Origin of the sequence: Deinococcus aquaticus (assembly GCF_028622095.1) — a bacterium.
Lineage (GTDB): Bacteria > Deinococcota > Deinococci > Deinococcales > Deinococcaceae > Deinococcus > Deinococcus aquaticus.
In genome coordinates, this window is the sequence record NZ_CP115165.1 from 2,303,311 (window position 1) to 2,325,465 (window position 22,155).

23 protein-coding genes are annotated in these 22,155 nt (G+C 66.4%); 12 read left to right on the plus strand and 11 right to left on the minus strand.

What is annotated here, in order from left to right:
- The first annotated feature begins 74 nt into the window (after positions 1-74).
- Positions 75-1,187 (plus strand): ISAs1 family transposase, encoded by a 1,113-nt coding sequence (locus M8445_RS11205; protein ID WP_273987839.1) that lies wholly within the window; start codon positions 75-77, stop codon positions 1,185-1,187.
- Positions 1,188-1,268: 81 nt separating this feature from the next.
- On the plus strand, positions 1,269-2,114 hold the full coding sequence (locus tag M8445_RS11210) for a transposase (RefSeq protein WP_273987840.1): 846 nt from the start codon (positions 1,269-1,271) through the stop codon (positions 2,112-2,114).
- 130 nt (positions 2,115-2,244) lie between these two features.
- On the opposite strand, the gene M8445_RS11215 is transcribed toward M8445_RS11210, so the two are convergent.
- Positions 2,245-2,709: a hypothetical protein gene (locus M8445_RS11215; protein ID WP_273987841.1), complete on the minus strand. Its 465-nt coding sequence runs from the start codon at positions 2,707-2,709 to the stop codon at positions 2,245-2,247.
- Positions 2,710-2,870: 161 nt separating this feature from the next.
- On the opposite strand from M8445_RS11215, the gene secA reads away from it, so the two are divergent.
- The 6 genes from secA (at position 2,871) to M8445_RS11245 (ending at position 10,269) form a co-directional block, all read left to right on the plus strand.
- Positions 2,871-5,480 (plus strand): preprotein translocase subunit SecA, encoded by a 2,610-nt coding sequence (secA, locus tag M8445_RS11220; protein ID WP_273987842.1) that lies wholly within the window; start codon positions 2,871-2,873, stop codon positions 5,478-5,480.
- Positions 5,481-5,876: 396 nt separating this feature from the next.
- Positions 5,877-6,083, plus strand: a complete 207-nt coding sequence (locus tag M8445_RS11225) for a hypothetical protein (RefSeq protein ID WP_273987843.1) — start codon at positions 5,877-5,879, stop codon at positions 6,081-6,083.
- 116 nt (positions 6,084-6,199) lie between these two features.
- On the plus strand, positions 6,200-8,989 hold the full coding sequence (gene polA, locus M8445_RS11230) for a DNA polymerase I (RefSeq protein ID WP_273987844.1): 2,790 nt from the start codon (positions 6,200-6,202) through the stop codon (positions 8,987-8,989).
- Positions 8,990-9,038: 49 nt separating this feature from the next.
- Positions 9,039-9,431, plus strand: a complete 393-nt coding sequence (locus M8445_RS11235) for a hypothetical protein (RefSeq protein WP_273987845.1) — start codon at positions 9,039-9,041, stop codon at positions 9,429-9,431.
- Positions 9,428-10,027 (plus strand): HAD family hydrolase, encoded by a 600-nt coding sequence (locus tag M8445_RS11240; RefSeq protein WP_273987846.1) that lies wholly within the window; start codon positions 9,428-9,430, stop codon positions 10,025-10,027. Before M8445_RS11235 ends, M8445_RS11240 begins: the two co-directional genes overlap by 4 nt.
- An 11-nt stretch (positions 10,028-10,038) precedes the next feature.
- Complete coding sequence (locus M8445_RS11245) at positions 10,039-10,269, plus strand: hypothetical protein (protein ID WP_273987847.1); 231 nt, start codon at positions 10,039-10,041, stop codon at positions 10,267-10,269.
- 4 nt (positions 10,270-10,273) lie between these two features.
- Here the strand turns inward: M8445_RS11245 and M8445_RS11250 are convergent, their stop codons facing one another.
- The 5 genes from M8445_RS11250 to M8445_RS11270 all read right to left on the minus strand — a co-directional run bounded on the left by M8445_RS11250 (position 10,274) and on the right by M8445_RS11270 (position 14,715).
- Positions 10,274-10,552 (minus strand): thioredoxin, encoded by a 279-nt coding sequence (locus tag M8445_RS11250; protein ID WP_273987848.1) that lies wholly within the window; start codon positions 10,550-10,552, stop codon positions 10,274-10,276.
- Entirely contained in the window at positions 10,545-11,543 is a 999-nt protein-coding gene (locus tag M8445_RS11255; protein ID WP_273987849.1) for a ribonucleotide-diphosphate reductase subunit beta, read from the minus strand. The genes M8445_RS11250 and M8445_RS11255 overlap by 8 nt, the downstream gene beginning before the upstream one ends.
- Positions 11,544-11,646: 103 nt before the next feature.
- Positions 11,647-13,734 (minus strand): class 1b ribonucleoside-diphosphate reductase subunit alpha, encoded by a 2,088-nt coding sequence (gene nrdE / locus M8445_RS11260; protein WP_273987850.1) that lies wholly within the window; start codon positions 13,732-13,734, stop codon positions 11,647-11,649.
- Positions 13,718-14,122 (minus strand): class Ib ribonucleoside-diphosphate reductase assembly flavoprotein NrdI, encoded by a 405-nt coding sequence (nrdI, locus tag M8445_RS11265; protein WP_273987851.1) that lies wholly within the window; start codon positions 14,120-14,122, stop codon positions 13,718-13,720. The genes nrdE and nrdI overlap by 17 nt, the downstream gene beginning before the upstream one ends.
- 401 nt (positions 14,123-14,523) lie before the next feature.
- On the minus strand, positions 14,524-14,715 hold the full coding sequence (locus M8445_RS11270) for a hypothetical protein (RefSeq protein ID WP_273987852.1): 192 nt from the start codon (positions 14,713-14,715) through the stop codon (positions 14,524-14,526).
- 373 nt (positions 14,716-15,088) lie between these two features.
- On the opposite strand from M8445_RS11270, the gene M8445_RS11275 reads away from it, so the two are divergent.
- Positions 15,089-15,679 carry a C39 family peptidase gene (locus tag M8445_RS11275; RefSeq protein WP_273987853.1) on the plus strand — a complete coding sequence of 197 codons (591 nt, stop codon included), beginning with the start codon at positions 15,089-15,091 and terminating at the stop codon, positions 15,677-15,679.
- Between the two features lie 73 nt (positions 15,680-15,752).
- Entirely contained in the window at positions 15,753-16,226 is a 474-nt protein-coding gene (locus M8445_RS11280; RefSeq protein WP_273987854.1) for a hypothetical protein, read from the plus strand.
- Here the strand turns inward: M8445_RS11280 and M8445_RS11285 are convergent.
- The 3 genes from M8445_RS11285 to M8445_RS11295 form a co-directional block, all read right to left on the minus strand.
- Positions 16,217-16,534, minus strand: coding sequence for a hypothetical protein (locus tag M8445_RS11285; RefSeq protein ID WP_273987855.1), 318 nt, complete (start codon positions 16,532-16,534; stop codon positions 16,217-16,219). The two genes, M8445_RS11280 and M8445_RS11285, sit on opposite strands and share 10 nt — an antisense overlap.
- The gene (locus M8445_RS11290) at positions 16,524-16,778 is read right to left on the minus strand and encodes an AAA family ATPase (RefSeq protein ID WP_273987856.1); all 255 of its coding nucleotides are present in this window, start codon (positions 16,776-16,778) and stop codon (positions 16,524-16,526) included. Before M8445_RS11290 ends, M8445_RS11285 begins: the two co-directional genes overlap by 11 nt.
- Positions 16,779-16,878: 100 nt before the next feature.
- The gene (locus M8445_RS11295) at positions 16,879-17,973 is read right to left on the minus strand and encodes an aminopeptidase (protein WP_273987857.1); all 1,095 of its coding nucleotides are present in this window, start codon (positions 17,971-17,973) and stop codon (positions 16,879-16,881) included.
- A gap of 44 nt (positions 17,974-18,017) precedes the next feature.
- Between M8445_RS11295 and purU the strand changes: the two genes are divergently transcribed.
- Both purU and M8445_RS11305 read left to right on the plus strand, forming a co-directional pair.
- Positions 18,018-18,905, plus strand: coding sequence for a formyltetrahydrofolate deformylase (gene purU / locus M8445_RS11300; RefSeq protein WP_273987858.1), 888 nt, complete (start codon positions 18,018-18,020; stop codon positions 18,903-18,905).
- A gap of 231 nt (positions 18,906-19,136) precedes the next feature.
- Positions 19,137-19,580 (plus strand): hypothetical protein, encoded by a 444-nt coding sequence (locus M8445_RS11305; protein ID WP_273987859.1) that lies wholly within the window; start codon positions 19,137-19,139, stop codon positions 19,578-19,580.
- A gap of 48 nt (positions 19,581-19,628) precedes the next feature.
- On the opposite strand, the gene M8445_RS11310 is transcribed toward M8445_RS11305, so the two are convergent.
- Positions 19,629-20,789, minus strand: a complete 1,161-nt coding sequence (locus M8445_RS11310; RefSeq protein WP_273987860.1) for an NAD(P)/FAD-dependent oxidoreductase — start codon at positions 20,787-20,789, stop codon at positions 19,629-19,631.
- Between the two features lie 273 nt (positions 20,790-21,062).
- Positions 21,063-22,052 (minus strand): NADPH:quinone oxidoreductase family protein, encoded by a 990-nt coding sequence (locus tag M8445_RS11315; RefSeq protein WP_273987861.1) that lies wholly within the window; start codon positions 22,050-22,052, stop codon positions 21,063-21,065.
- Between the last annotated feature and the right edge of the window lie 103 nt (positions 22,053-22,155).

Below are 22,155 nucleotides of genomic sequence, written 5' to 3' on the forward strand. Positions count from 1 at the left end.
CAGCGGGGCCTTATACGGGTTCCGTCAGGCTTTTATCTTGACTCGGGTCCAACAAAGCGGGCTGATGGGGAGTTGTGAGACCACCCATCAGCCCGCTCCCATTTCTAACTCAAATTCCAGACTGGCGTGCCCCTACCCGCATCCATTACCCATGGGAAGCCCTCTGGACCGTCATTCTCACTGGCCTCCTCGCCGGACCACCCAACATCCTCGCCCTCACCCAGTGGCTCGCCGGACACCGCGAGGTGCTGGCACAGCACCTCGACCTCGACCGCCTCCCCCAGCAGGCCATGATCTACCGCTTCTTCTGGTCGCTGGACCAACATCTTCCTGAACTGCAAGGCGTCCTGCTGGACTGGGTGAAGGCTCAACATCCCACGGCGCATGACCGCTTGGTCATCCTCGCTGGTGACGGCAAAGTCCTGAAAGGGAGTGCACGAGAGGGCCGCACGGCCCTCTCGTTCCTGTCGGTCTTCTTCCATGAGCTGGCGCTGACCGTCGCGCAGGTCGATCAGGCCGGACGTCATGAAGCCAAAGGGATGCAGGATCTGCTTCCCATCCTCACGACGCTCTTCGGGAACGGGTGGCTCGTGACGTTGGACGCCGCCTACACCGAGCGGGAACTCACGACTCGAATCGACGAGGCAGGCGGAGCCTACCTCGTCCCACTCAAAAACAACACCCGCTCGCTCAAGGAATGGGCGAAGTTTGCGTTCACATACCCGGCGCACGATCACTTCGTGGACGTTGAGAGACGCAGTGGGGAAATCTGGGAGCGGCGCACGTCGGTGATCACCGGCGCACAGGTCCCCGAGGAGATCAAGGAAGGGCTGTGTGGCGTGCAGACGTTGATCCGGCGAGAGCACCAGGTCACGCGCCGCGATGGCATACAACGGGTTGAGGTGCGGTATGCCGTCAGCAGCCGGCTGCTGACGGCTCAGGAAGCGGAGCGCATCTGGCGCGGTCACTGGGGCATAGAGAATCGAAGCCACCATTGCCGGGATGTCGTGCTGCACGAGGATGCGTGTCGGTTGCGCAAAGGAGCACAGGGACGGGCGATGCTCAATGGCGTGATGGTTGCTCTGCTCAGTGGAAAAACTCGTCAGATCACAGCACTGGTGCGCCGCCTGACCATTGATCCGTTGCTCGCTCTTCAACTCCTGATTCCTGAACTCGCGTCAAGATAAAAGCCTGGGGTTCCGTCTGTTTCGTTGACAACCTCGGGTGCTAGGGGTTGGCGACGAGACAGAAAAAGCGGAAGCTCCGGTATGCCTACCAAAGAACTTCCGCTGCACCAGTCTACGGTGACGGACCTCTTCACGATTATCTACGTCTACGTCGACGATTACCTCAAGGCCGCTGCCCGCAGCGGCCTGTTCACCTTACCCGACGAACCCAACCAGAAGGCCAGTTACGCCGAGCTCATGACCATCGCACTCGTCGGTGAGCTCCTCCACCAGCCCTCGGCACAGCAGTGGTTCGCTCAGGTACGCGCCACCTACACCTTCCTCTTCCCCTCCTTACCCGATCGCTCCCGGTATCTCCGCATCCAACTGAACCTCGAACGGATCTATGCCGACCTCGCGCTCCGATTGCCCCACTTCGATGACGACACCGTCTATGTCATCGACAGCAAACCGCTCGTGTACTGCGTTGGAGCCCGACACAAACGGCCCAGGAGCATGACCACCGCGACGAGTGGCCGGGGTGGACACGGTGGATATGGCAGAACCGGGTTCTTCTACGGGTTCAAGCTGCATGCCGTGATCGACGATCACGGCATGCTCGTGCGCTTTGCCATTGTTCCTGGGAGAGAGGGAGACCCACCCGTGGCACGGGCACTCTTGGATCCCCAGGAAGCGGCGTTGGTCCTAGGCGATCGAGGGTATCAGGGCTGTGGTGTATATGCCCAGCCGAAGAAAAACTTCAAGAAGCCACGCCACTGGTGGGGGGCGATGCGGTGGGTGAGGAAAACGATCGAGACTGTTTTTTCACGTCTGGATCGTTCTTTTCACCTGATGTTGCCACAGTTGAATTCGGAGAGATCCATCCGGGCTCACGTGTGTCGCAAGATCGCGGCCCACAACCTGGGCCTCTACTTCGGAGGCTGCTGAGCCCCTAGCACCCGAGGTTGACAGATCGGAACACCACCGATCTGCCAACTCCACGCCCGGAACCCGTTCCGATCCCACTCGCATCCGCTCGGATTGAATGGCTTTACAAGCCATTCAATCGGAGTCCGTATTACTGGCTGACGTTCGCCTCGCAGGTGCCGTTCGCGACGGTCTGCCCGCCGCGCTGCATGGTCAGGCGACCCTGGTACGGCAGGCTCAGCGGGGCCGTGACCTCGCAGATGTACGTGGTGTTCCCGGCGGCCACCCAGGAGAACGTGACGTAGCGGCGGTCCGGGTCGTAGCGCGCCACGCCGAACCCCTCGCGCCCGGCGGCGAAAGCGTCAAGGCGGTCGCGGTCGTTCACGCTGGCCGTGCCACCCGACACGCTCACGAGGTCCGGGATACTGATGGTGGCGGCCACGCTGCGCCCGTCAATGGGGCCGGACACGGTCCAGGTGTCCCCGACCGTCAGGGGTCCCGCCTGACGCGGCGAGGGCCCCTGCTCTTCGCGGGCGGCCAGCAGGGACGCCACGGGGGTGCAGGAGGCCATGAGAACAGGAAGCAGCAGGGCGGCCGTCAGAACACGCAGGGTCATGGGCAGAGCATACGGGCCGCACATGAGGACCGGCGCGGCCTTCCAGCCGGTCCTGAAGCGGGCATTCATGGTGTCTGAGCGCTTGCGGCTCAAGTTGCTTATGTGCGCCTCACTGAAATCCGTTCGTATGCCGGGCCGGCCGCGCGTTATACTCACTTGTCATGTTCCGTGTCCTGAACAAATTATTCGATAACAACCAGCGCGACGTGGCGCAGATCGTGAAGACGGTCGTGCAACCCGTGAACGCCCTGGAAGAAGAAACCATGAAAGTGGAAGATCTCGCCGCAGCCTTCATGGACCTGCGCCGCCGCGTTCAGGAGGGCGGCGAGACCCTCGATGACGTGGTCGTCCCGGCCTTCGCGCTGATCCGCGAGGCGGGCCGCCGCTCCATCGGCAAACGCCACTACGACGTGCAGCTGATCGGCGGGTACGCCCTGCACCGGGGCCGCATCGCGGAGATGCGCACCGGCGAAGGCAAGACCCTGGTCGCCACCCTGGCCCTCGCCCTGAACGCGCTGGAAGGACGCGGCGCGCACCTCGTGACCTCCAACGATTACCTCGCGCGGGTCGGCATGGAAGAAATGAGCCTGCTGTACCGCACGCTGGGCCTGACTGTCGGCCTCGCCAGCCGTGAACTGCAACCCGCTCAGAAGCAGGCCGCGTACGCCTGCGACATCACGTACGTCACGAACAGCGAACTGGGCTTCGATTACCTGCGCGACAACATGGCCCAGAGCCGCGAGGCCCTCGCCCTGCGCGCCGAGCACCCCCTGAACTTTGCCATCGTGGACGAGGTGGACTCCATCCTGATCGACGAGGCCCGCACGCCCCTGATCATCAGCGGGCAGGCCGAGAAGGCCACGGACCTGTACTACGTGTACGCCAAACTGATCCGCCGCCTGCAGAAAGGTGAACCCGCCGAACCCGGCGTGCGCACCGAACCGACCGGCGACTACACCATTGACGAGAAGAGCAAACAGGTGCACCTGACCGAGGGCGGCATCAGCAAGATCGAGCGCCTGTTGAGCCTCGGGGACCTGTACAGCCCCGAGAACATGGACAAGGCCCACATGATCACCCAGGCCATCCGCGCCCGCGAACTGTACCAGCGCGAGAAGGACTACATCGTGAACGCCGAGGGCGAGGTCATCATCGTCGACGAGTTCACGGGCCGCTCCATGCCCGGCCGCCGCTACGGCGAGGGCCTACACCAGGCCATCGAAGCGAAAGAAGGCGTGAAGATCGAGAACGAGAACCAGACGCTCGCGACCATCACGTACCAGAACTTCTTCCGCCTGTACAACAAATTCTCAGGCATGACCGGCACCGCCAAGACCGAGGAGAAGGAATTCCTCGACATCTACGGTAGCGACGTGCTGGTCATCCCCACCAACAAATCCATCCTGCGTAAGGACTCCGAGGACCTCGTGTACCGCACCCGCCTGGGCAAGTACAACGCCGTCGTGCAGGAAGTCGTGGAACTCCACGCGACCGGCCGCCCCGTCCTGATCGGCACGGCCAGCATCGTCACCAGCGAACAGCTCAGCGGCCTCCTCACGCAGGCCGGCGTGAAACACAGCGTCCTGAACGCCAAGTTCGAGGCGCAGGAAGCCAGCATCATTGCGCAGGCCGGCCGCTCGGGCACCGTGACCATCGCCACCAACATGGCCGGGCGCGGCACCGACATCATGCTCGGTGGGAACGCCGAATTCATCCTGGGTGAAGCCATCGAGCAGAACTTCGGCATCAGCCGCTTCACCCCCGAAGCCGAAGGGTTCATCAAGGCCGTCAGCCGCCAGGACGAGAACGCCGTGCAGGCCGGCATGCTGATCCCCGGCATGACCGAGGAGTTCGCCCGGCAGGCCCTGCAGGTGCAGGCCGACATTCTCGCCGACCGCCAGAAGGTCAAGGACATCGGCGGACTGCACATCATCGGCACGGAACGCCACGAGAGCCGCCGCATCGACAACCAGCTGCGCGGCCGCGCCGGACGTCAGGGCGACCCGGGCAGCAGCCGCTTCTACGTGTCGTTCGAGGACGACCTGATGCGCCTGTTCGCCAACGACCGCGTGATCGCCATGATGGACCGCCTCGGCATGGACGACAGCCAGCCCATCGAGGCGAAAATGGTCACCGGTGCCATCGAGAAAGCGCAGGCGCGCGTCGAGGACCGCAACTTCAGCACCCGCAAGCAACTGCTGGAATTCGACAACGTCATGAGCAAACAGCGCGACACCATCTACGCCCAGCGCCGCGAAGTGCTGCTCGGGCCAGACAGCGACGTCGAGGAAAGCACCGAGGGCATGATCGCCGACTACGTCGACATGCAGCTCGCCACGCACCTGCCCGCCGAGGCCAGCCACGACCAGTGGGACACCGAAGCCCTGAAAGCCGCCGTGCTGGATACCACCCCGCAACTCGAATCCTTCGACTTCGAGGGACTGCGCGCCATGAGCCCCGCCGACGCGCAGGACACGCTGCTCAAAGCCGTGGCCGACGCCTACGACGCCCGCCGCGACGAACTGGGCAACACCATGCTGATCAGCCTCGCCCGTTACGTGCTGCTCCAGACGGTCGACCAGCACTGGAAAGAGCACCTGCACAACATGGACGTCCTGCGCCAGGGCATCGGCCTGCGCGGCTACGGCCAGCGCGACCCGTTCACCGAGTACAAGTTCGAGGCGACGAACATGTTCAACGAAATGGTCGACAACCTGAAAACGGACGTCACCAAGTTCGTGTTCAGAATGCAGTTCGGACAGACTGGGTAACATCATGCACGAGCAGGGAGGGAGCCCCAGTCACCGGGTGCTCCCTGTTTCCTTAAATGCCCTGTGCTGTCCGGTTGAAGCTGGGTTCGCCGCAGCTTCGTCTGACAGCTTGCCTGCATCGGTGCGTCAAGGTGCCTCCATGCAAGGCGCAGAGCTTCCTCACGGGGCCGACCTACGCTGAATTCACCCACAATTAAGGCCGACCGGGTGAAGTCGGTGAGGGCCAACCCCGCCCCAGCGCGGGGTTTTGACTGCGCCGCCCCGGCTTGTGAGCGCACGCTGCTGCCGTAGATGGACGTTCCCTCAGCGTTCCCTGTAGTGCCGCTGAAGATTAACTTCAGTTGCCTTGAGAGGGCCGTCATGACCCTGTATGAGGTCCAGGCGCACACTACCGATATGAACCTGCTCCTGATCATGGCGGCCCTGACACTCCTGATCATGCTGGGTGCCTTCGTTGCGCTCACGCGTGACGACCGCGCCCTGCTGACCGAGCAGGAGGACCTCCCCCACGACCTTCAGCCCCTGCCCCGCGCGTACAACCGCCGCGTGGCGGCCCCGGCCAGCGCCGACGAGCACGCCCACTACCCGCAGGCCGCCGACTGATAAACACGCTGTAGAAATACGTAGGAAGCCCGTTTCCCAGCATGTTGCAAGGGTGACCCGTGAGCGCCTCCATTCACGGCGCGCCGCCGTATTACGCCCACAGTAGAATGGGGGTTATGACCTCCGCTTCACCCGATACCCTGGTGCTGATCGACGGGCACGCCCTGGCGTTCCGGTCGTACTTCGCCCTGCCGCCACTGACCAACCGGCAGGGCGAAAGCACGCACGCCATCCTGGGATTCCTGCGCCTGACCCTGCGCCTGGCGCGGCAGCGCAGTAACCAGGTGATCGTGGTGTTTGACCCGCCGGTCAAGACCTTCCGGCACGAGCAGTTCGAGGGGTACAAGGCCGGGCGCGCCGAGATGCCCGCCGACCTGCCCGGCCAGATCAACCGCATCCGCGAGATTGTGGACGCCATCGGCCTGCCGCGCCTGGAGGAACCCGGCTACGAGGCCGATGACGTGATCGCCAGCCTGACCCGCAAGGCCGAGGGCACGGGCATGCAGGTGCGGATCGTGACCAGTGACCGCGACGCGTACCAGCTGCTGGACGACCACGTGCGCGTCATCACGAACGACTTCCGCCTGATCGGCCCGGACGAGGTGCTGGAAAAGTACGGCGTGACCGTCCGGCAGTGGGTGGATTACCGCGCCCTGACTGGCGATGCCAGCGACAACATTCCCGGCGCCAAGGGCATCGGCCCGAAAACAGCGTCGAAGCTGCTTCAGGAGTACGGTTCGCTGGAAGGCATCTACGCCGCCGCGAAGGCCGGAACCCTGAAACCCGACGGGACGCGCCAGAAACTGCTGGACTCCGAGGAGAACGTGCAGTTCAGCCACCAGCTGTCGTGCATGGTCACGGACCTGCCGCTGGACGTGGAACTCGGGACTGGGCGACTGCCGGGCAACCCGGCCCGCCTGGAAGAGCTGCTGGACGAACTGAACCTGATGAGCGTCAAGCGTGACGTGGCCGCCCTGGACGCCGCCGACGCCAGCCCGGCCCTGCCGGACAGCGTGCACGACGCCGCGCACCAGACCGCGCCGCACGACGAACCCAGCGCCGACCCGCTGCCGGACCTGACCACCGACACGGCCCCCTGGCAGGCGCCCACCGGGACGGTCATCTGGGGCTACGCCCTGTCCCGCGAGGACGACCTGACCGCCGCCCTGACCGACGCCGCCACCTTCGAGGTGACTGGCGACCCCGCCGCCGGGGAGTACAGCGGTCTGCTGCGGACCGCTCCCACCCACGAACCCGCCCAGTGGAAGAAAGCCGAGGTGTACGCCCTGCCCGGCACCCTCTTCGACAGCCCCGACACGCCCGCCGCGCCCCTGACGAAAACGCAGCAGAAAGCGGCCGAGAAGGCCCTGAAAGATCAGGAGAAAGCGGCCGCGAAACTCCGCGCGCAGTACCCCGCCACCGTCAGCGAGACCGAATTCGCCGCCCAGCCGACCGTGACGGCCGCCGCCGCCAAGGCCCTCGCCACGCACCTGCGTGTGCGCGGCCTGAACACCGAACCCGGTGACGACCCCCTGCTCATGGCGTACCTGCTCGACCCGGCCAACACCACCATGAACGCCGTCGCGCAGCGATACCTGAACGCCCCCTGGCCCGACGACGCCGCCGGCCGCGCCGCCGCCACCGCCCAGCTGCTGCACCTGCTGCCGCCGCTGCTCAACGACACCCGCCGCGCCCTGTACCACGACATGGAACAACCCCTGTCCGGCGTGCTGACCCGCATGGAAGTCCGGGGCGTGCAACTCGACAGCGAGTACCTGCGCGGCCTGTCCGCCGCCACCGCCGCCCGCCTCCAGATCCTCGAAACGCAGATCCACTCGCTCGCCGGACGCGAATTCCAGATCCGCAGCCGCGACCAGCTCGAAGCGGTCCTGTACGACGAACTCGGCCTAGCCAGCGGCAAGAAGACCAAACTGACCGGCAAGCGCAGCACCGCCGTCGCCGCCCTCGAACCCCTCCGGGACGAGCACCCCATCATCCCCGCCCTGCTGGAATACCGCGAACTGGAAAAACTGCGCGGCACGTACCTCGAACCCCTCCCCAACCTCGTGAACCCCGCCACGGGCCGCCTGCACACCACCTTCGCGCAGGCCGCCGTCGCCACCGGCCGCCTCAGCAGCCTCAACCCCAACCTCCAGAACATCCCCATCCGCAGCGACGCCGGCCGCGAAATCCGCAAGGGCTTCATCGCCGCGCCCGGCATGTGCCTGATCAGCGCCGACTACTCACAGATCGAACTGCGCCTCCTGGCACACATCGCCGACGACCCCCTGATGCAGCAGGCCTTCCAGGAAGGCGCGGACATCCACCGCCGCACCGCCGCGCAGGTCCTCGGACTCGACGAGGCCACCATCACGCCCAACCAGCGCCGCGCCGCCAAAACCGTGAACTTCGGCGTGCTGTACGGCATGAGCGCCCACCGCCTCAGCGGCGACCTCGGCATTCCCTACGCCGACGCCGCCGGATTCATCGAAACGTACTTCAACACCTACCCCGGCATCCGCGGGTACATCGACCGCACCCTCGAATTCGGCCGCCAGAACGGGTATGTGGAGACGCTGTACGGCCGCCGCCGCTACGTCCCGGAACTCATTGCCACCAACCGCACCCTGCGCGAGGCCGGCGAACGCCTCGCCTACAACATGCCCATCCAGGGCACCGCCGCCGACATCATCAAACTCGCCATGATCAAACTCGACCGGGAACTCCAGGGCACCGGCGCGCACCTCCTGCTGCAAGTCCACGACGAACTGCTGATCGAAGCCCCCGAAGAGAAAGCCGAAGAGATCAGCCGCCTCGTAAAAACCATCATGGAAGGCGCCGCCAGCCTCAAGGTGCCCCTGGCCGTCGAGGCAGGCACCGGCCCTAACTGGTACGACACGAAGTAAGGGGTTTGGGTTGCCCTCCGACCTCAGGGCAGGAATGCTGTCAGGCAGGATGGACAACCTCACGGAAAATGCACTCCAAGCACTGAACGACCGCCACGCGAAGTTCGAGGATTGCCTGATCAGACGCGTCTCACTTGCCTTCACCTCAACCCCGCAGTGGAGGCAGGTCACTGTGGAGATCGAAGCGAAGGACAATCGTGCAGCAGACGGCTGGGGTCAGGTGCTGTTTGAATTTCGCGGCGTGACACTGTTACACCTTCTTGAAGACCGAACGACGAATGTCGTGCTTGGCGGAATCAAATGGACGCTCACCGCACTGGGCTGGAAGGCGGACTTCAGCCCCGTTCATTCCGAGGGGAGCCTTTCGACCTTCATCATTGAAGCCCGGGAGGTCTGGTTCAAGAGCGCGCCGCAGAGCGAACCTGTTCAAATAGCTCCATGACTATCAGGGCTGTCTTCTGGGATATCGGTGGGGTGCTCCTCACGAACGGCTGGGACCGCAAGCAACGCGCGGATGTTCTCTCACGCTTCGGGCTGGACCTGACCGAGTTCACTGAGCGGCACAAACTGGCCGCGCCGGAACTCGAACTGGGCCGCATGACACTCGATGAGTACCTGTCGCAGACGGTGTTCCACGCCCCGCGTGACTTTACCCGCGAGGACTTCCGCGCTGCCATGGAAGCCGAGAGCCGCCCCCACGACGACGCCTTGGCCCTCGCCCGCGACCTGAGCGGCCGGTACCGCATGTACGCCCTGAACAACGAAGGCCACGACCTGAACGAGTGCCGCATCCGCAACTATGCCTTGCACGAGTTCCTGCTGGCCTTCTTCAGTTCCTGCTACCTGGGCGTCATGAAACCCAACCCCGCCATCTACCGCCTGGGCCTGAACCTCGCCAGCCTCCGCCCCGAAGAGACCGTGATGATTGACGACCGCGCCCAGAACGCCGAGGCGGCCCGCTCGGTCGGCATGCACGCCGTGCGGTACGAGAACGCCGCGCAGCTCCGGGAGGAACTGGCGGCGCTGGGCGTGAAGTAGGGGAGGGGGAGATGACGACTGACCGTCAGGAAGCTAATTTTGCCCTGCTGGCCCTGCTTTTACGGGAAGTCGACGATCACCCTGATCTCAGATTTGGCCAGCTGCTCTGGAATCTGGGAGTCTTGATGCCGGGTAGTTCGGGGAACATCCTTGACCCGCACGCTGAAGAGTCCACAGTGACGCTCCGACGCGTTCAGCAGCGATTGGCAGTGACAAAGCAGGGGTCCGATCCGCCCGATTGATCGTTTACCCCTGCGTCAGGAAGGCTTTGACGGCGCCGAGGCTGGCGGTGTCGAGCAGAAGTTTGCCGCTGGGGCGGTGCAGCAGGGCGGGCGTGCGGGCCAGGGCGTGTGCTTCGGCGAGCCGCGCGAAGGCGTCGGGTTGTTCCTGACGGTGCAGGACCTCAATCTGGGTGTCGAACGCGCCGCGCAGGGGCAGGGCCAGCATGCGTTTCAGGGTTTCGCACTGCGGGCACTGGTCCTGCGTGAACAGCACGAACGGCCGGGTCTGATCGGTATCAGTCATGCGCGACCGCCGTGCGTTCGGGCCAGAGTTCCGCGAAGTCCTCGTCGGCCAGGGGTTCCACGTTCAGTTTCGCGTAACTGCTGCCCTTGGCGCTGAAGAAGTCGTGCGTGGTGCCGCGCGTGCGGATGCCGTTCAGGACGACCGGGTTGATATCCTCGTCCGGGAAGCGGCGTTCCAGGCCCAGGTTGTCGGCCAGCACGTTGAAGTTGAAGCGGATGAAGCGCCCCACGTCCTCGGTCAGGCCCACCCCGGCGTACAGGGTGTCGGTGTACGCCAGTTCGTTGCGGTACAGGGTGTCCAGCGCGCCGTCGAACCACGCCAGGGCCTCGGCCTGCTGCGCCTCGCTCATGGCCTCGAAGCGTTCCTGGGCGAGCAGCGCCACGTACACGCCGTGCATGGCCTCGTCGAGGATGATCAGGTTGAAGATCTCGCCGGCCGACACCATGCGGCCCTGCCCGGCCATCAGCAGCGGATAGTAGAAGCCGCTGTAGAACAGTGCCGTTTCCAGCATGCACGACACGACCATCTTGCGCCACAGCCCGAAGTCGCTGGTGTCCGGGTCGGCGAACACGTCCTGAATGAACGCGATCTTGAACTGAAGCTGCGGCTGCGCCTCCACCCACGCGAACACGGCGCGTTCCTCGGTGGTGGACAGGAACGTCTTGTTCATCAGGCTGTAGCTGCGCGCGTGAATGTCTTCCATCATGCCCTGGAATTGCAGGGTCGCCTTACGGATGTGGCCCGGCACCAGCCCACGCAGGGCGGGCATGCCGACCTCGCCCTGCAGGGTGTCCAGGGCGTTCAGGCCGGCCGAGGCGTGCATGTACGTCCAGCGTTCGGCTTCGGTCAGGGATTTCCAGACGATGGCGTCGTTTGACAGCGGAATCTCTTCCGGGAACCACAGTTGCGAGGTGTACTTCTCGTAGAACGTGACCGAGAAGCTGTCCTCGGGTTCGCTCCAGTTCGTGGCAGTAAAGGGGGTTCGGGTCATGGGGAGTCTCACAGGGGGGGGTGGGGGTGTGCTCCCTCTCCGCTGGGGGGAGGGCCGGGGTGAGGGGTGTTCAGATCAGATGGTGCAGATCAGACGGCCCAACTCATACAGCGCAGCTGAGGCACTCGTCGATGCTGACCTTGCGCAGTCGCGTGTAGTACAGCGTTTTCAGGCCTTTGGCGTAGGCGTACAGGTAGTAGCGTTGCAGGGTACGCGTGGTGGCGCTGCTGGGAATGAACAGCGTGCAGCTGATGCCCTGGTCCACGTGCTTCTGCGCGGCGGCGACCGTGTCGATCACGCGGCGCTGGTCCATGTCGTACGCTTCCTCGTAGAACCACTCGGTCAGCTCGTTCAGGTGCGGCATGGGGTAGATGGTGCGGGCCTTGTTGCTGGTGCGGGTCTCGACGCGTTCCGTGATGGGCATGATGCTGGCCGACGCGTTGCTGACGTAACTGATGCTGCCCGTGGGGGCGATCGCCATGACGAAGGAGTGCGCCAGCCCGTGCGTCCGGATGTCCTGTACCAGCTGCGCCCAGTCCTCGCAGGTGGGGAGATGGTGACCCTCGAACAACGCGGCGACTTCGGGCGTGCGGGGAGCGAAGTCCTGCGCGAGGTACTGCGCGAAGTGCTCGCCGCTCTGGTAGCGACTGCCCTCGAAGCCCCGGAACACGAAGCCCGTGTCGCGCGCGATCTCCATGCTGGCGCGGCGGGCGTGGTAGTGCACGGCCGCGAAGTACACGTCCACGAACTCCAGCGCCTCGGGGCTGCCGTACGCGATCTCGTTCTTCGCCAGGAACGAGTGCAGGCCCATGGCGCCCAGGCCCACGCTGCGCATCTCCTCGTTCGCGCGGCGCACGGCGGGCACCTCCGTGATGCTGGTGGAGCGGGCCACGTCGTCCAGCATGCGCACGGCGGCGCGCACCACGCGGCCCAGATCGCCACTGGCGACACTCTGCTCGATCACCAGCGACGCAAGGTTGCAGCTCACGTCCAGACCCACCTGATCCTGGCCTTCTTTGCCGTACGCGTGGAAGGTGCTGGGCAGCGTGGGTTGCAGGATCTCGCTGCACAGATTGCTCATCTTGATCGTCCCGACGTTCGGGATGGGGTTCACGGCGTTCGCGTTGCCCTCGAACAGCAGGTACGGGTACCCGCTCTCGCCCTGCGTGACCGCGATCTCCTCCATGACACGCCGCGCCGACACGCGCTTCTTGCGGATGTCCGGGTTCGCGACCAGCGCGTCGTACTCGCGCGTCCAGTCGATACTCGTGAACTCGCGCCCCGTCGCCTGGAACAGCGAGTGCGGGTAGAACTGGTAGATGTCCTCACCGGCCCGGACCTTCTGCATGAACACGTCCGGCACGGTCGCCCCGACCGACAGGGTCTTCAGGCGCGCGTCCTCGTCCGACGCGATCTTCTTGGCACTCAGGGTGTCCAGGAAGTCGGCGTGCATGACGCTCAGGTAGATCGCCCCGGCGCCCGGACGCTGCCCGGCCTGATCGGCGTAGCGCAGCATGTTGTCCAGCATCTTCGCCACGCCCATCACGCCCTTCGTGACGTTCTGAATGCCGCGCAAACTCTCGCCACGCGCCCGCAGGTTACTGACCTCCACGCCGATCCCGCCGCCGCCCTTGCTGAGTTCCGCCACGAACGACAGCGTCTTCGTGATGGAATCCAGGTTGTCCGTGCAGTCCTGAAGCAGGAAGCAGCTGACCAGCCGCCCCGTGTTCGCCTTCCCGGAATTCATCAGGGTAGGCGTGGCCGGCGTGAACGTCTGGTTCACCAGGTGATGCACGAGTTCCAGCGCTTCCTCGACGCTGCTGCTGCGCGCCAGGGCCGTCACGCTCAGGCGGTCCTCGAAGCGCTCCAGCCACTGCTGGCGGTCCGGGGTCATGGTCGCGTACTCGCTGTAGAACTTGAACGCCCCCATGAACGACCGGAACCGGAAGTCGTACCCGTACGCCCGCTGGAACACGGCCTTCACGTCACGCGGGTGGTAGCGCGCGAACACTGCCGGGTCCCACACGCCCTTCTCGGTCATGTACGCGACCTTCTCGGCCAGCGTCGGGAACGTCACGGTATTGGGGTTCACCTTCTCCGTGAAGTACGCCTGCAGCGCCTGCGCGTCATGACTCGTGTCGATACGCGTGCCCGAAAGCACCCGGTTATTCAGTTCAATCCAGCGTTCCATAACTTTCCCCCCCACCCGGCAGGTGCGACCGCACCCAGCGCGTGACCTGCTCACGGTCCGAGACCGTTCCACCCTTGTTCAGACGCGCCACCAGCGGCACCCGGAACTCCGAGGCGATCCGGTCCCCCGCCCGCCCGAAATTCGCGCCCCAGTGGTAACTGCCGCTGGACACCACGCCCCGCAGGCCCCCCGCATGCGCCCGCAGGAACGCCGCCGTGCTGGCCGGCACCTCCCCCTGCCCGAACGTGTACGTCAGCAGCAGGAACGGTTCACCCGGCGCGGGCGGCGCGTCCTTCACGGACCCCACCGGCACGCCCCCCGCCTCCCGCGACACCGCCAGCGCAAAGCGGCGCACGTTCCCGGTCAGGGAATCGAACACCAGCCTCATGCCGGACTCCTGCCCCGTAAAACAGGCCCGGAAGCAGAGCGCAGCCCGGAAGGCCGCAAGGATGAAACCCATGTACGCATAAGAGAAACCGCCTTGTGCCCCTACCGCGGGGGACCGTGAGATGGGCGTGTCTTCGCTGGGCGAGCGTTCGGACTGAAACCGTGGCGCGACCGTACCGGACTGAACTCCACTGTGGGAGCGTGACCGGATTTCCCTCTGTTCCCGCGAAGTGCTGCCGGGTGGCAACGACAGCGCGGAGTCTACATGCTGTATCTCCGCCGGTCAAACCGGGCGTGGGGATACAGCATCTTGTGTCTTTGATTGCGGAGTAAAATGCCAGAACGGACTCAGGATGTGTCCAGAGTCCGTTCTGAGTTACGGCCGTCTGCGGCCCAAGCTGGTCAGCCTATCATCCACAGGGTGATCAGATCGGAGAGGTCCTGCGAAAAGGATGCCAGGGCCAGACTGACGGCCACCCCGTTCAGATACTTGAGGTATGGAATCAGTTTGCTGATACTGCCGGATTTGTTGGCTTTAATCAGCGCAAGAATCAGGACGGCCGGAACGATAACAAGCAGGGCTTCTAGAAGCATGGCACTCCTTGGAAAGACAGAGAGAATCCATAAATGGGTGACACCGCATGGCTGACCGGCCGAGCGCTAAAAGTCCATGAAGAACCGCCTTGTGCCCCTACCGCGGGGGACCGTGAGATGGGCGTTTCTTCGCTGGGCGAGCGTTCGGACTGGAACCGTGGCGCGACCGTACCGGACTGAACCCCACTGTGGGAGCGTGACCGGACTTCCCTCTGTTCCCGCGAAGTGTTGCCGGGTAGCAACGACAGCGCGGAGTCTACATGTAGTACGTGGTCAGGTCAAACGCACCTGCACATGCAAGATCTTGACTGTTCCGTCCCGCGTGTCCCGCACTGAAAGACCCCCGTGACGGCCCGCGCGGCATGATGCCCCGGTGACGTTCTCCGCCCGCCTCCTGCTGACCCTGCTGTGCGCCGCCCTGCTCCCGACCGGTCTTGCTGCGTCACCTGCCGCGCAGGCCGCCGCGAAGGTTCCCGGGTACGTGCTTCAGGGCATGCCGCTCGTCCGGCAGTCGTACAACGCCTGTGGGCCTGCCAGCATCACGCAGGTGCTGGCGTACTTCGGGCGGCAGGTCAGCATGGCCGACGTGAGCCGCCAGACCCGCCCCAGCGACCGCTCGTACATGACCGCGCAGGCCATCGTGAACTACGCCCCGAAAGTGGGCATGCAGGCCCGGCTGTTCACGGGCGGGAACCTGAACACCGTCAAGAGTGCCATTCGCGCCGGGCTGCCCATCATCGCGCTGCAATCGCACATCACGGACACCGGCACTGTCATCCCGCACTGGCGGGTGCTGGTCGGGTACAACGACGTGACCGCGCAGGTGTACATCATGGACCCCCTGCTGGGGTACGTCGCCATGCGCTACAGCGACATGGACCGCGTCTGGGCCGACCAGCGAGGTCAGTTTGCGGTGCTGTTCCCGCCCACCCTGGCCGGGACGGTCCGGAAGGTCATCGGGTAGGGGTCAGTCACGCGCCGGTCAGGGCGGCTCATCTGCGGCCCGCCGTGGCCCGCGCTGTCCGTACACTGACGGCATGCCCATCCGCCGCCGCCTGACCGCGCTGCTCCTGCCCGCCCTGCTGGGCAGCTGCGCGCTGCTGAACGACCCGCGCAGCAGTTTCAACGCCGGTCAGACCTGGATCGTCACGGGACAGGACGGCCCGGTGCCCCTGCGAACCGTGGCCCGCACCGGCCTGTTCAGCGACGAGATCGCCACCGACCGTACGAAACTGTTCTGGCAGGACCGGCCCGTGCCGAAGCTCACGACCAACCAGACGGGCCTGTTCGCCGCGCGGATCCTGTTCCCGAACACCGCGCCGGTCATCACCCGCGAACCGCAGAGCGGTGAAACCATGATCGTCTGGAATGCCGGGCAGCCGGGCGTGCTGTACGCCTGCCTGATCCGCGACGGCGGCTCGCCCCGCACGCACGTGTACGGCGACCTGACCCGCTCGTACCTGCAACAGGAGGCCCCGCTCGGGCAGTGCGAGGCCGTCCTTCAGGACTGACCGAATTCAGACCTGGCGGGCCACGTCAGGGCCAGCAGGGCGTCCACGGTCTCCCCGACGGTCAGGGCGCTGCTGTCCACGACTGCCCAGCCAGCCTCGCGGAACAGTTCGGGCGGCATCTGTCCGTACAGCCCGTCGATCAGGGGAACGAGCACGGACGTGTCGTACGTCTTGTTCGTGCGGGTCCGGTTGCGTTCGTGCGCGACCTCCAGGGTGGTGTACAGCCGCACCGGGCGCACGTCCAGACCCTCCCAGTGGCGCGCCATGAACGCCAGATCGTCCGGCCACAGCACGTCCTCAATAGCCACCGCAAAGCCCTCCTGCGCGTACAGGCGGGCCGTCTGCGCCGCCCGACGTGCGGGCCAGCGCGAACTGCCGCGCGGCCTCCGGCGGGTGATCCAGCGCCGGCTGCGCCAGCCCGGATACCACCTGCTCACGTAGATCGTCGATGGACAGGTGCAGCCCGAACGGGAAGCGGCCCAGCAACGCCGCTGACACCGTACTTTTGCCCGCACCCGGACTGCCGCTGAACACCCAGATCACGCCGCTCATGCCGGGCAGCGTAGCGCAGCCCCTGCCCACGCCCTTCCTTAGATGCCACGTGACCGGCGACAGTTTGACCGGCGACTGGCAGCCGCTGTCCGGGTACCGCTCAGATCAGGAACACGCCGTCTTCCTGCACGACCTCGCCGTCCAGGCTCAGGCGGCCGCCCTGGCGCAGGTCCGTGATCAGGTCCCAGTGGACGGCGCTGGCGTTTATGCCGCCCGTTTCCGGGTAGCTCTTGCCGATGGCGAGGTGCACGGTTCCGCCGATCTTCTCGTCGAACAGGATGTTCCCGGTGGGCACCTGAATGCCGGTGTTCGTGCCGATGCCTAGTTCACCCAGGCGGCGCGCGCCGGGGTCGGTGTTCAGCGCGGCGTGCAGGGCGCTCTCGCCCTCGTCGGCGCTGGCAGCCACGACCTGCCCGGCGCGGAATTCCAGGCGGGCGCCGCGCACCATCTGCCCCTGGTACTCGGCGGGCACGGTGAAGGTCACGATCCCTTCGGCGCTGTCCTCGTGCGGCCCGGTGAAGACCTCGCCGCTGGGCATGTTGCGTTTGCCGTCACTGTTCGCCCAGGTGCGCCCGCCCACGCGCAGGGTCAGGTCGGTGCCGGGCGCCTCGATGCGGACCACGTCGGCGCGGGTCAGGCGTTCGATCAGGCGGGCCTGGGTGGCGCGGACCTCACCCCACGCGGCGACCGGGTCGGGCCGGTCGAGGAACATGGCGCGCATCACGAAATCCCCGAACTGCGCTTCATTCATGCCGGCCTGCGCGGCGGCGTGCGCGGTGGGGTACAGGGTCAGGCTCCACTTGCGGCGGGCGCGGGCGGAGGCGACGGGGGCGTTCGCGGCCAGCAGGCGGGCGCGGCGGGCGGCGTCCACGGGGTGGGCGGGGGCAGGTGTCAGGACGCGCAGGCTACCGTCCAGGGCTTCCACGTCGCCCAGATCGGCGGGGTGAATGGCGTCCAGCACGGCGTCACTGGCGAGTTCCGCGAAGTCCTCCTGCTGGCCTGGGTAATCCACGCGCACGACGGGCCGCGCGCCGCGCGTGAGCAGGGCGCGGGTCACGGCGCGGATCAGGGGCGTGGCCGCCTGCCCGCCCGCGACCAGCAGGCGCTCGCCGGGCGCGGCCGAGAGGCAGTAGTCGGCCAGCAGGGCCGCGTGAAGGTCCGGGTCGTACGCCACGTAAGAGGTGTTTGTTTGCACGTCCGCGAGGCTACCACCCGCCGCGCGGGGTATTCTCGCCGGATATGACGGCCCCAGTTTCAACCGCGCCCGACCCCCTGAACACTGCCGTACTGACGATCGCCTGCCCGGACCGGGGCGGGATCGTCGCGGCCGTCTCGCAGTTCCTGCACAACCACGGCGCGAACATCATCCACAGTGACCAGCACAGCACGGACCCGCAGGGCGGCACGTTCTTCATGCGCATGGAATTCCACCTCGCGGGGCTGGACCTGGCCCGCGATCAGTTCGAGCGGGCCTTCGCGAACGTGGTCGCCACGCCGTTCGGCATGGACTGGAGCGTGCATTACACCACGCAGCCCAAACGCATGGCCGTGCTGGTCAGCCGTTACGACCACTGCTTCCTGGACCTGATGTGGCGCAAGCGCCGGGGTGAACTGAACGTGGAGATCCCGCTGATCATCAGTAACCACGAGGACCTGCGGCGCGACGCGGAGATGTTCGGCATTCCCTTCCACGTCGTGAAGGTCACCAAGGAGAACAAGGCCGAGGCCGAGGCCGAGCAGGTGCGCCTGATGCACGAGGCGAACGTGGATTTCGCTGTGCTGGCGCGGTACATGCAGATCCTGAGCGGCGAGCTGCTGCGCTCGTTCGGGCGGCCCGTGATCAACATTCACCACTCGTTCCTGCCCGCGTTCATCGGGGCGAACCCGTACCGCGCGGCGTTCAACCGGGGCGTGAAACTGATCGGCGCGACCAGCCACTACGTCACCGAGGAACTCGACGCCGGGCCGATCATCGCGCAGGACGTGATTCCCGTCACGCACCGCGAGACGCCGGACACCCTGATGCGCCTGGGCCGTGACGTGGAGCGGCAGGTGCTGGCCCGCGCTGTGAAAGCGCACGTGGAAGACCGCGTGCTGGTGCACGGCAACAAGACCGTCGTGTTCTGATACGGACTCCGATTGAATGGGCTGCAAAGACCGTTCAATCCGAGCGGAGCGAGAAGGAGAGAAGCGGGTTCCGGGCGTGGAGTTGGCAATCCGGTGAAGTTCCGGATTGTCAGCGAAACAGACGGAATCCGTATGAGATGGCGTGAGCAGGGGGGGCCATGAGACCTGCCCCACGCCCTGCCGCGTCCATGTCCCTTGAGCTTACCGATCGGTCAGGTTAGGCTGGTTCTCATGGCGACCCTGTACCTCGTGCTGCTGACCCTTCACAACCTCAACCGCTGGGTGATCCTGCTGACCGGCCTGTGGGCACTGGTGCAGACCATCCCCGGCCTGACCAGCGGCCGGCCCTTCACGCCCGCCGATCGCCGCCCCGTCGCCGCGTTCATGGGTAGCCTGCACCTTCAGGTGGTGCTGGGCCTGCTGCTGTTCGCGTTCATGGGCATGCAGAACATCCCGGTGTTCGCCGGAGCGCCCCGCCCCAGCTTCCAGTGGGAACACCTGGGCCTGGGCGTCCTGGCCGCCGTGTTCGCCACGCTGGGCAGCATTCAGAGCCGCAAGGCCGCCACCGACCCCCTGAAATTCCGCGCGGCCGCCCTGTGGACCGGCCTGTCGATGATCGTCATCCTGGCGGGCATTCCCTGGTGGCGGCCCCTGCTGCGCTTCTTTAACCAGTAAGCGCGCCCTGCTGCGCCCGGCCCCCTTCCCGCGTGGGTGGGGGCCGGGTCATACCGGGGTGGGCCGGTCGGGGGTTCGAGCCTTGGCCGGTGCGTCCGGCGCGGCGCGGGGCGTGGGGCGAAGCAGGCTCAGCAGCACGCGGCCCCGGTCGGCCGGGCGCGGCACCTGCGCGGCGATCAGCAGTGACCGCGCCAGCCAGCCCAGCCGACCACCGAGGGTCAGGCCAGTGCCCGGTCCGGGGCCGCGCAGGTGGGTCACGGCGTTCCAGTGGCCCAGTCGCACGCTGCGGGCCGCCCAGTGCGGACCGGCCGGGAAGGGCTGTGCCCCGGGCCTGCAGAGCGTGCGGGCCACGTTCTGCCCGGCGTGCCAGCCGTGCGCGGCCGTGCGGGCCGCCCAGACGGACGTGGGGTCCGGCACGCGCAGGGCCGCGTCGGTCAGCAGGAACCCCCCGGGCGTGCGGGGCAGGGTTTCCGTGCCGGGCAGAACGTGCGGCGCCGCGTCCGTGACCACGGTCAGGTCGTGATCGTCGCGCCCGTCACTGCCAGTTCCGCGGGCCAATTCATGAATGGTCACGCCGGCCGCCCCCAGGGCCGCGCGGACCGGGACGCTCAGGCCGGGCTGCGCGGACAGCAGTTCGCCGCCGCACCGCAGGGTCACGCCGCCGCCCAGGTCACGTTCCCGCTGCCACTCACGGACGGCCAGGGCCAGTTCCGCCCCGGCCACGTCGCCGCCCAGCACGGTCACGCGGACCGGCGGGTGGTCACTCAGCCGGTCTGCCAGCGCGGCGGTGGGTGCGTCCGGCCGGTCGTCACCCAGGATCAGGTGATCGAACCCCAGCCAGCACGGGTCGTGGTCTGCGCGGCTCACCTGAAGGCGCTGCATGGTCAGGTCCGCCTGCATGACCCGGCCGACCAGCACGGTCGCGCGGGGCAGCAGCGTGCGCAGGGGTGTGCGGGCGGACTCTGCTGGCAGGTGCCCGGCCAGCACATCGGCGTGCAGGTCGGGCGCGTGAACGTCCGGCGTTTCGCTGATCACGGTCAGGTGCACGTCACCGCTGCGCACGGCCCGCCCGGCGGCCCGCAGCAGCGCCCGGTACGCGGCGAGGCCCGCCGGGCCGTTCCCCACGATCACCACCCGCGTCACCAGGGAACGGCCGGCCGTCAATCGGATCGGCTGGTGGGCGGGCAGGCTGGAGAGGGGGGCAGGCATGGCAGGAACCTCCGGGGAAACGGCGTGGCAGGCAGGGCGGGGCAGCAAGCAGGGGAGAGTGGACGGTCGCCCAGAGTGTGCCACTGGCCGCGTTACGGCCCCGTTAGCGCTTGCCCCTGCTTGTGCATGTTGTCCTGCCTACCATGACCGGACCGTGATCAGCTGGCGGTCAGGTGCGCCCGTCCCGGTCGGGTGGAGCCGCTGCCGCGCAGCACGGCAAACGAAAACCGCCACCGGCCGCAGGGGCGGGGTGGCGGTCGGCAGAGGGCCGGCTCAGCGGCCGGGTTCGATGATGACCTTGCCGGTCGTCTTGCGGTCCAGCAGGTCTTGGAAGGCGCGGGCGCTGTCGGCCAGGGCGTAGGTGGGGCCGACCTGCGGCGTGACCTGCCCGCTCCCGACCAGTCCGGCGAGGGCCTGCGCGGCCTGCATGGTCGCGGCGCGGTCGTTCATCAGGCTGGTCAGCCACAGGCCCGTGACGGTCAGGTTGCGTTTCATGAGTTCCACGGGGCGCATGTTCGCCTGCTCGCGGCTGGCGTTCCCGATCACGATGATCCGGCCCTGCGGGGCGGCCATGTCCAGGCTCTCCTGGAAGCGTTTGCCGCCCACGACTTCCAGGATCAGGGGCACGCCCTTGCCGCCGGCCGCGTCACGGACTTTCTGCACGCGGTCCGGGTCGTCCTGCAGGATGGTCACGTCGGCGCCCAGGTCGCGGGCCAGCGCGAGTTTCTCGTCGGTGCTGGCCAGCGCGATCACGTGCATGCCCATCGCCTTGGCGAGCTGGATGCTGGCGGTGCCGAGTGCCCCGGCGGCGGCCTGCACGAGCACCCACTCGCCTTCCACGCCGCGCCCCAGGGTTTTCAGGCCGTGGTACGCGGTGAAGTACGACACGGGGAACGCGGCGGCCTGCGCGCCGCTCAGGTTCTCCGGGACGGGGATCAGGCCGGCGGCGTTCACGACCGAGTAGCGGGCCAGGGCGCCGCTGCCGCCCAGCGCGGCCACGCGCTGCCCGACCTGCACGCCCGTGACGCCCTCGCCGAGGGATTCGACGATCCCGGCGAATTCCATGCCCGGCGTGTAGGGCACGCGGGTACGGGTCAGGTACTCCCCGGCGACGCTCAGAACGTCCGCGAAGTTGATGCCGACGGCCTCGACCTCGATGCGGACCTCGCCGGGGCCGGGGGTGGGGGCGGGAACGTCCTGGAGTTCCATCACGTCTGGGGGGCCGAGTCGTTCGACCCGGATGGCCTTCATGGATTCACTCATGAGGCGCAGCATACCCGACTGTCACCCCCAAAGTGAACGTTGACGTACATCTTGAACGTGAACGTGTTTGACCGGGTTCAGAAATCGTGAAAAGCTAGGGGCC

Coding starts and splice junctions, on each gene's coding strand:
- nrdI (WP_273987851.1), bottom strand. CDS start 14,122: ATGAGGCTGGTGTTCGATTCCCTGACCGGGAACGTGCGCCGCTTTGCG.
- M8445_RS11210 (WP_273987840.1), top strand. CDS start 1,269: ATGCCTACCAAAGAACTTCCGCTGCACCAGTCTACGGTGACGGACCTC.
- nrdE (WP_273987850.1), bottom strand. CDS start 13,734: ATGGAACGCTGGATTGAACTGAATAACCGGGTGCTTTCGGGCACGCGT.
- M8445_RS11270 (WP_273987852.1), bottom strand. CDS start 14,715: ATGCTTCTAGAAGCCCTGCTTGTTATCGTTCCGGCCGTCCTGATTCTT.
- M8445_RS11250 (WP_273987848.1), bottom strand. CDS start 10,552: ATGACTGATACCGATCAGACCCGGCCGTTCGTGCTGTTCACGCAGGAC.
- M8445_RS11225 (WP_273987843.1), top strand. CDS start 5,877: ATGAACCTGCTCCTGATCATGGCGGCCCTGACACTCCTGATCATGCTG.
- M8445_RS11315 (WP_273987861.1), bottom strand. CDS start 22,052: ATGAGTGAATCCATGAAGGCCATCCGGGTCGAACGACTCGGCCCCCCA.
- M8445_RS11215 (WP_273987841.1), bottom strand. CDS start 2,709: ATGACCCTGCGTGTTCTGACGGCCGCCCTGCTGCTTCCTGTTCTCATG.
- M8445_RS11280 (WP_273987854.1), top strand. CDS start 15,753: ATGCCCATCCGCCGCCGCCTGACCGCGCTGCTCCTGCCCGCCCTGCTG.
- M8445_RS11310 (WP_273987860.1), bottom strand. CDS start 20,789: ATGCCTGCCCCCCTCTCCAGCCTGCCCGCCCACCAGCCGATCCGATTG.
- M8445_RS11235 (WP_273987845.1), top strand. CDS start 9,039: ATGGACAACCTCACGGAAAATGCACTCCAAGCACTGAACGACCGCCAC.
- secA (WP_273987842.1), top strand. CDS start 2,871: ATGTTCCGTGTCCTGAACAAATTATTCGATAACAACCAGCGCGACGTG.
- polA (WP_273987844.1), top strand. CDS start 6,200: ATGACCTCCGCTTCACCCGATACCCTGGTGCTGATCGACGGGCACGCC.
- M8445_RS11240 (WP_273987846.1), top strand. CDS start 9,428: ATGACTATCAGGGCTGTCTTCTGGGATATCGGTGGGGTGCTCCTCACG.
- M8445_RS11255 (WP_273987849.1), bottom strand. CDS start 11,543: ATGACCCGAACCCCCTTTACTGCCACGAACTGGAGCGAACCCGAGGAC.
- M8445_RS11290 (WP_273987856.1), bottom strand. CDS start 16,778: ATGAGCGGCGTGATCTGGGTGTTCAGCGGCAGTCCGGGTGCGGGCAAA.
- M8445_RS11305 (WP_273987859.1), top strand. CDS start 19,137: ATGGCGACCCTGTACCTCGTGCTGCTGACCCTTCACAACCTCAACCGC.
- M8445_RS11245 (WP_273987847.1), top strand. CDS start 10,039: ATGACGACTGACCGTCAGGAAGCTAATTTTGCCCTGCTGGCCCTGCTT.
- purU (WP_273987858.1), top strand. CDS start 18,018: ATGACGGCCCCAGTTTCAACCGCGCCCGACCCCCTGAACACTGCCGTA.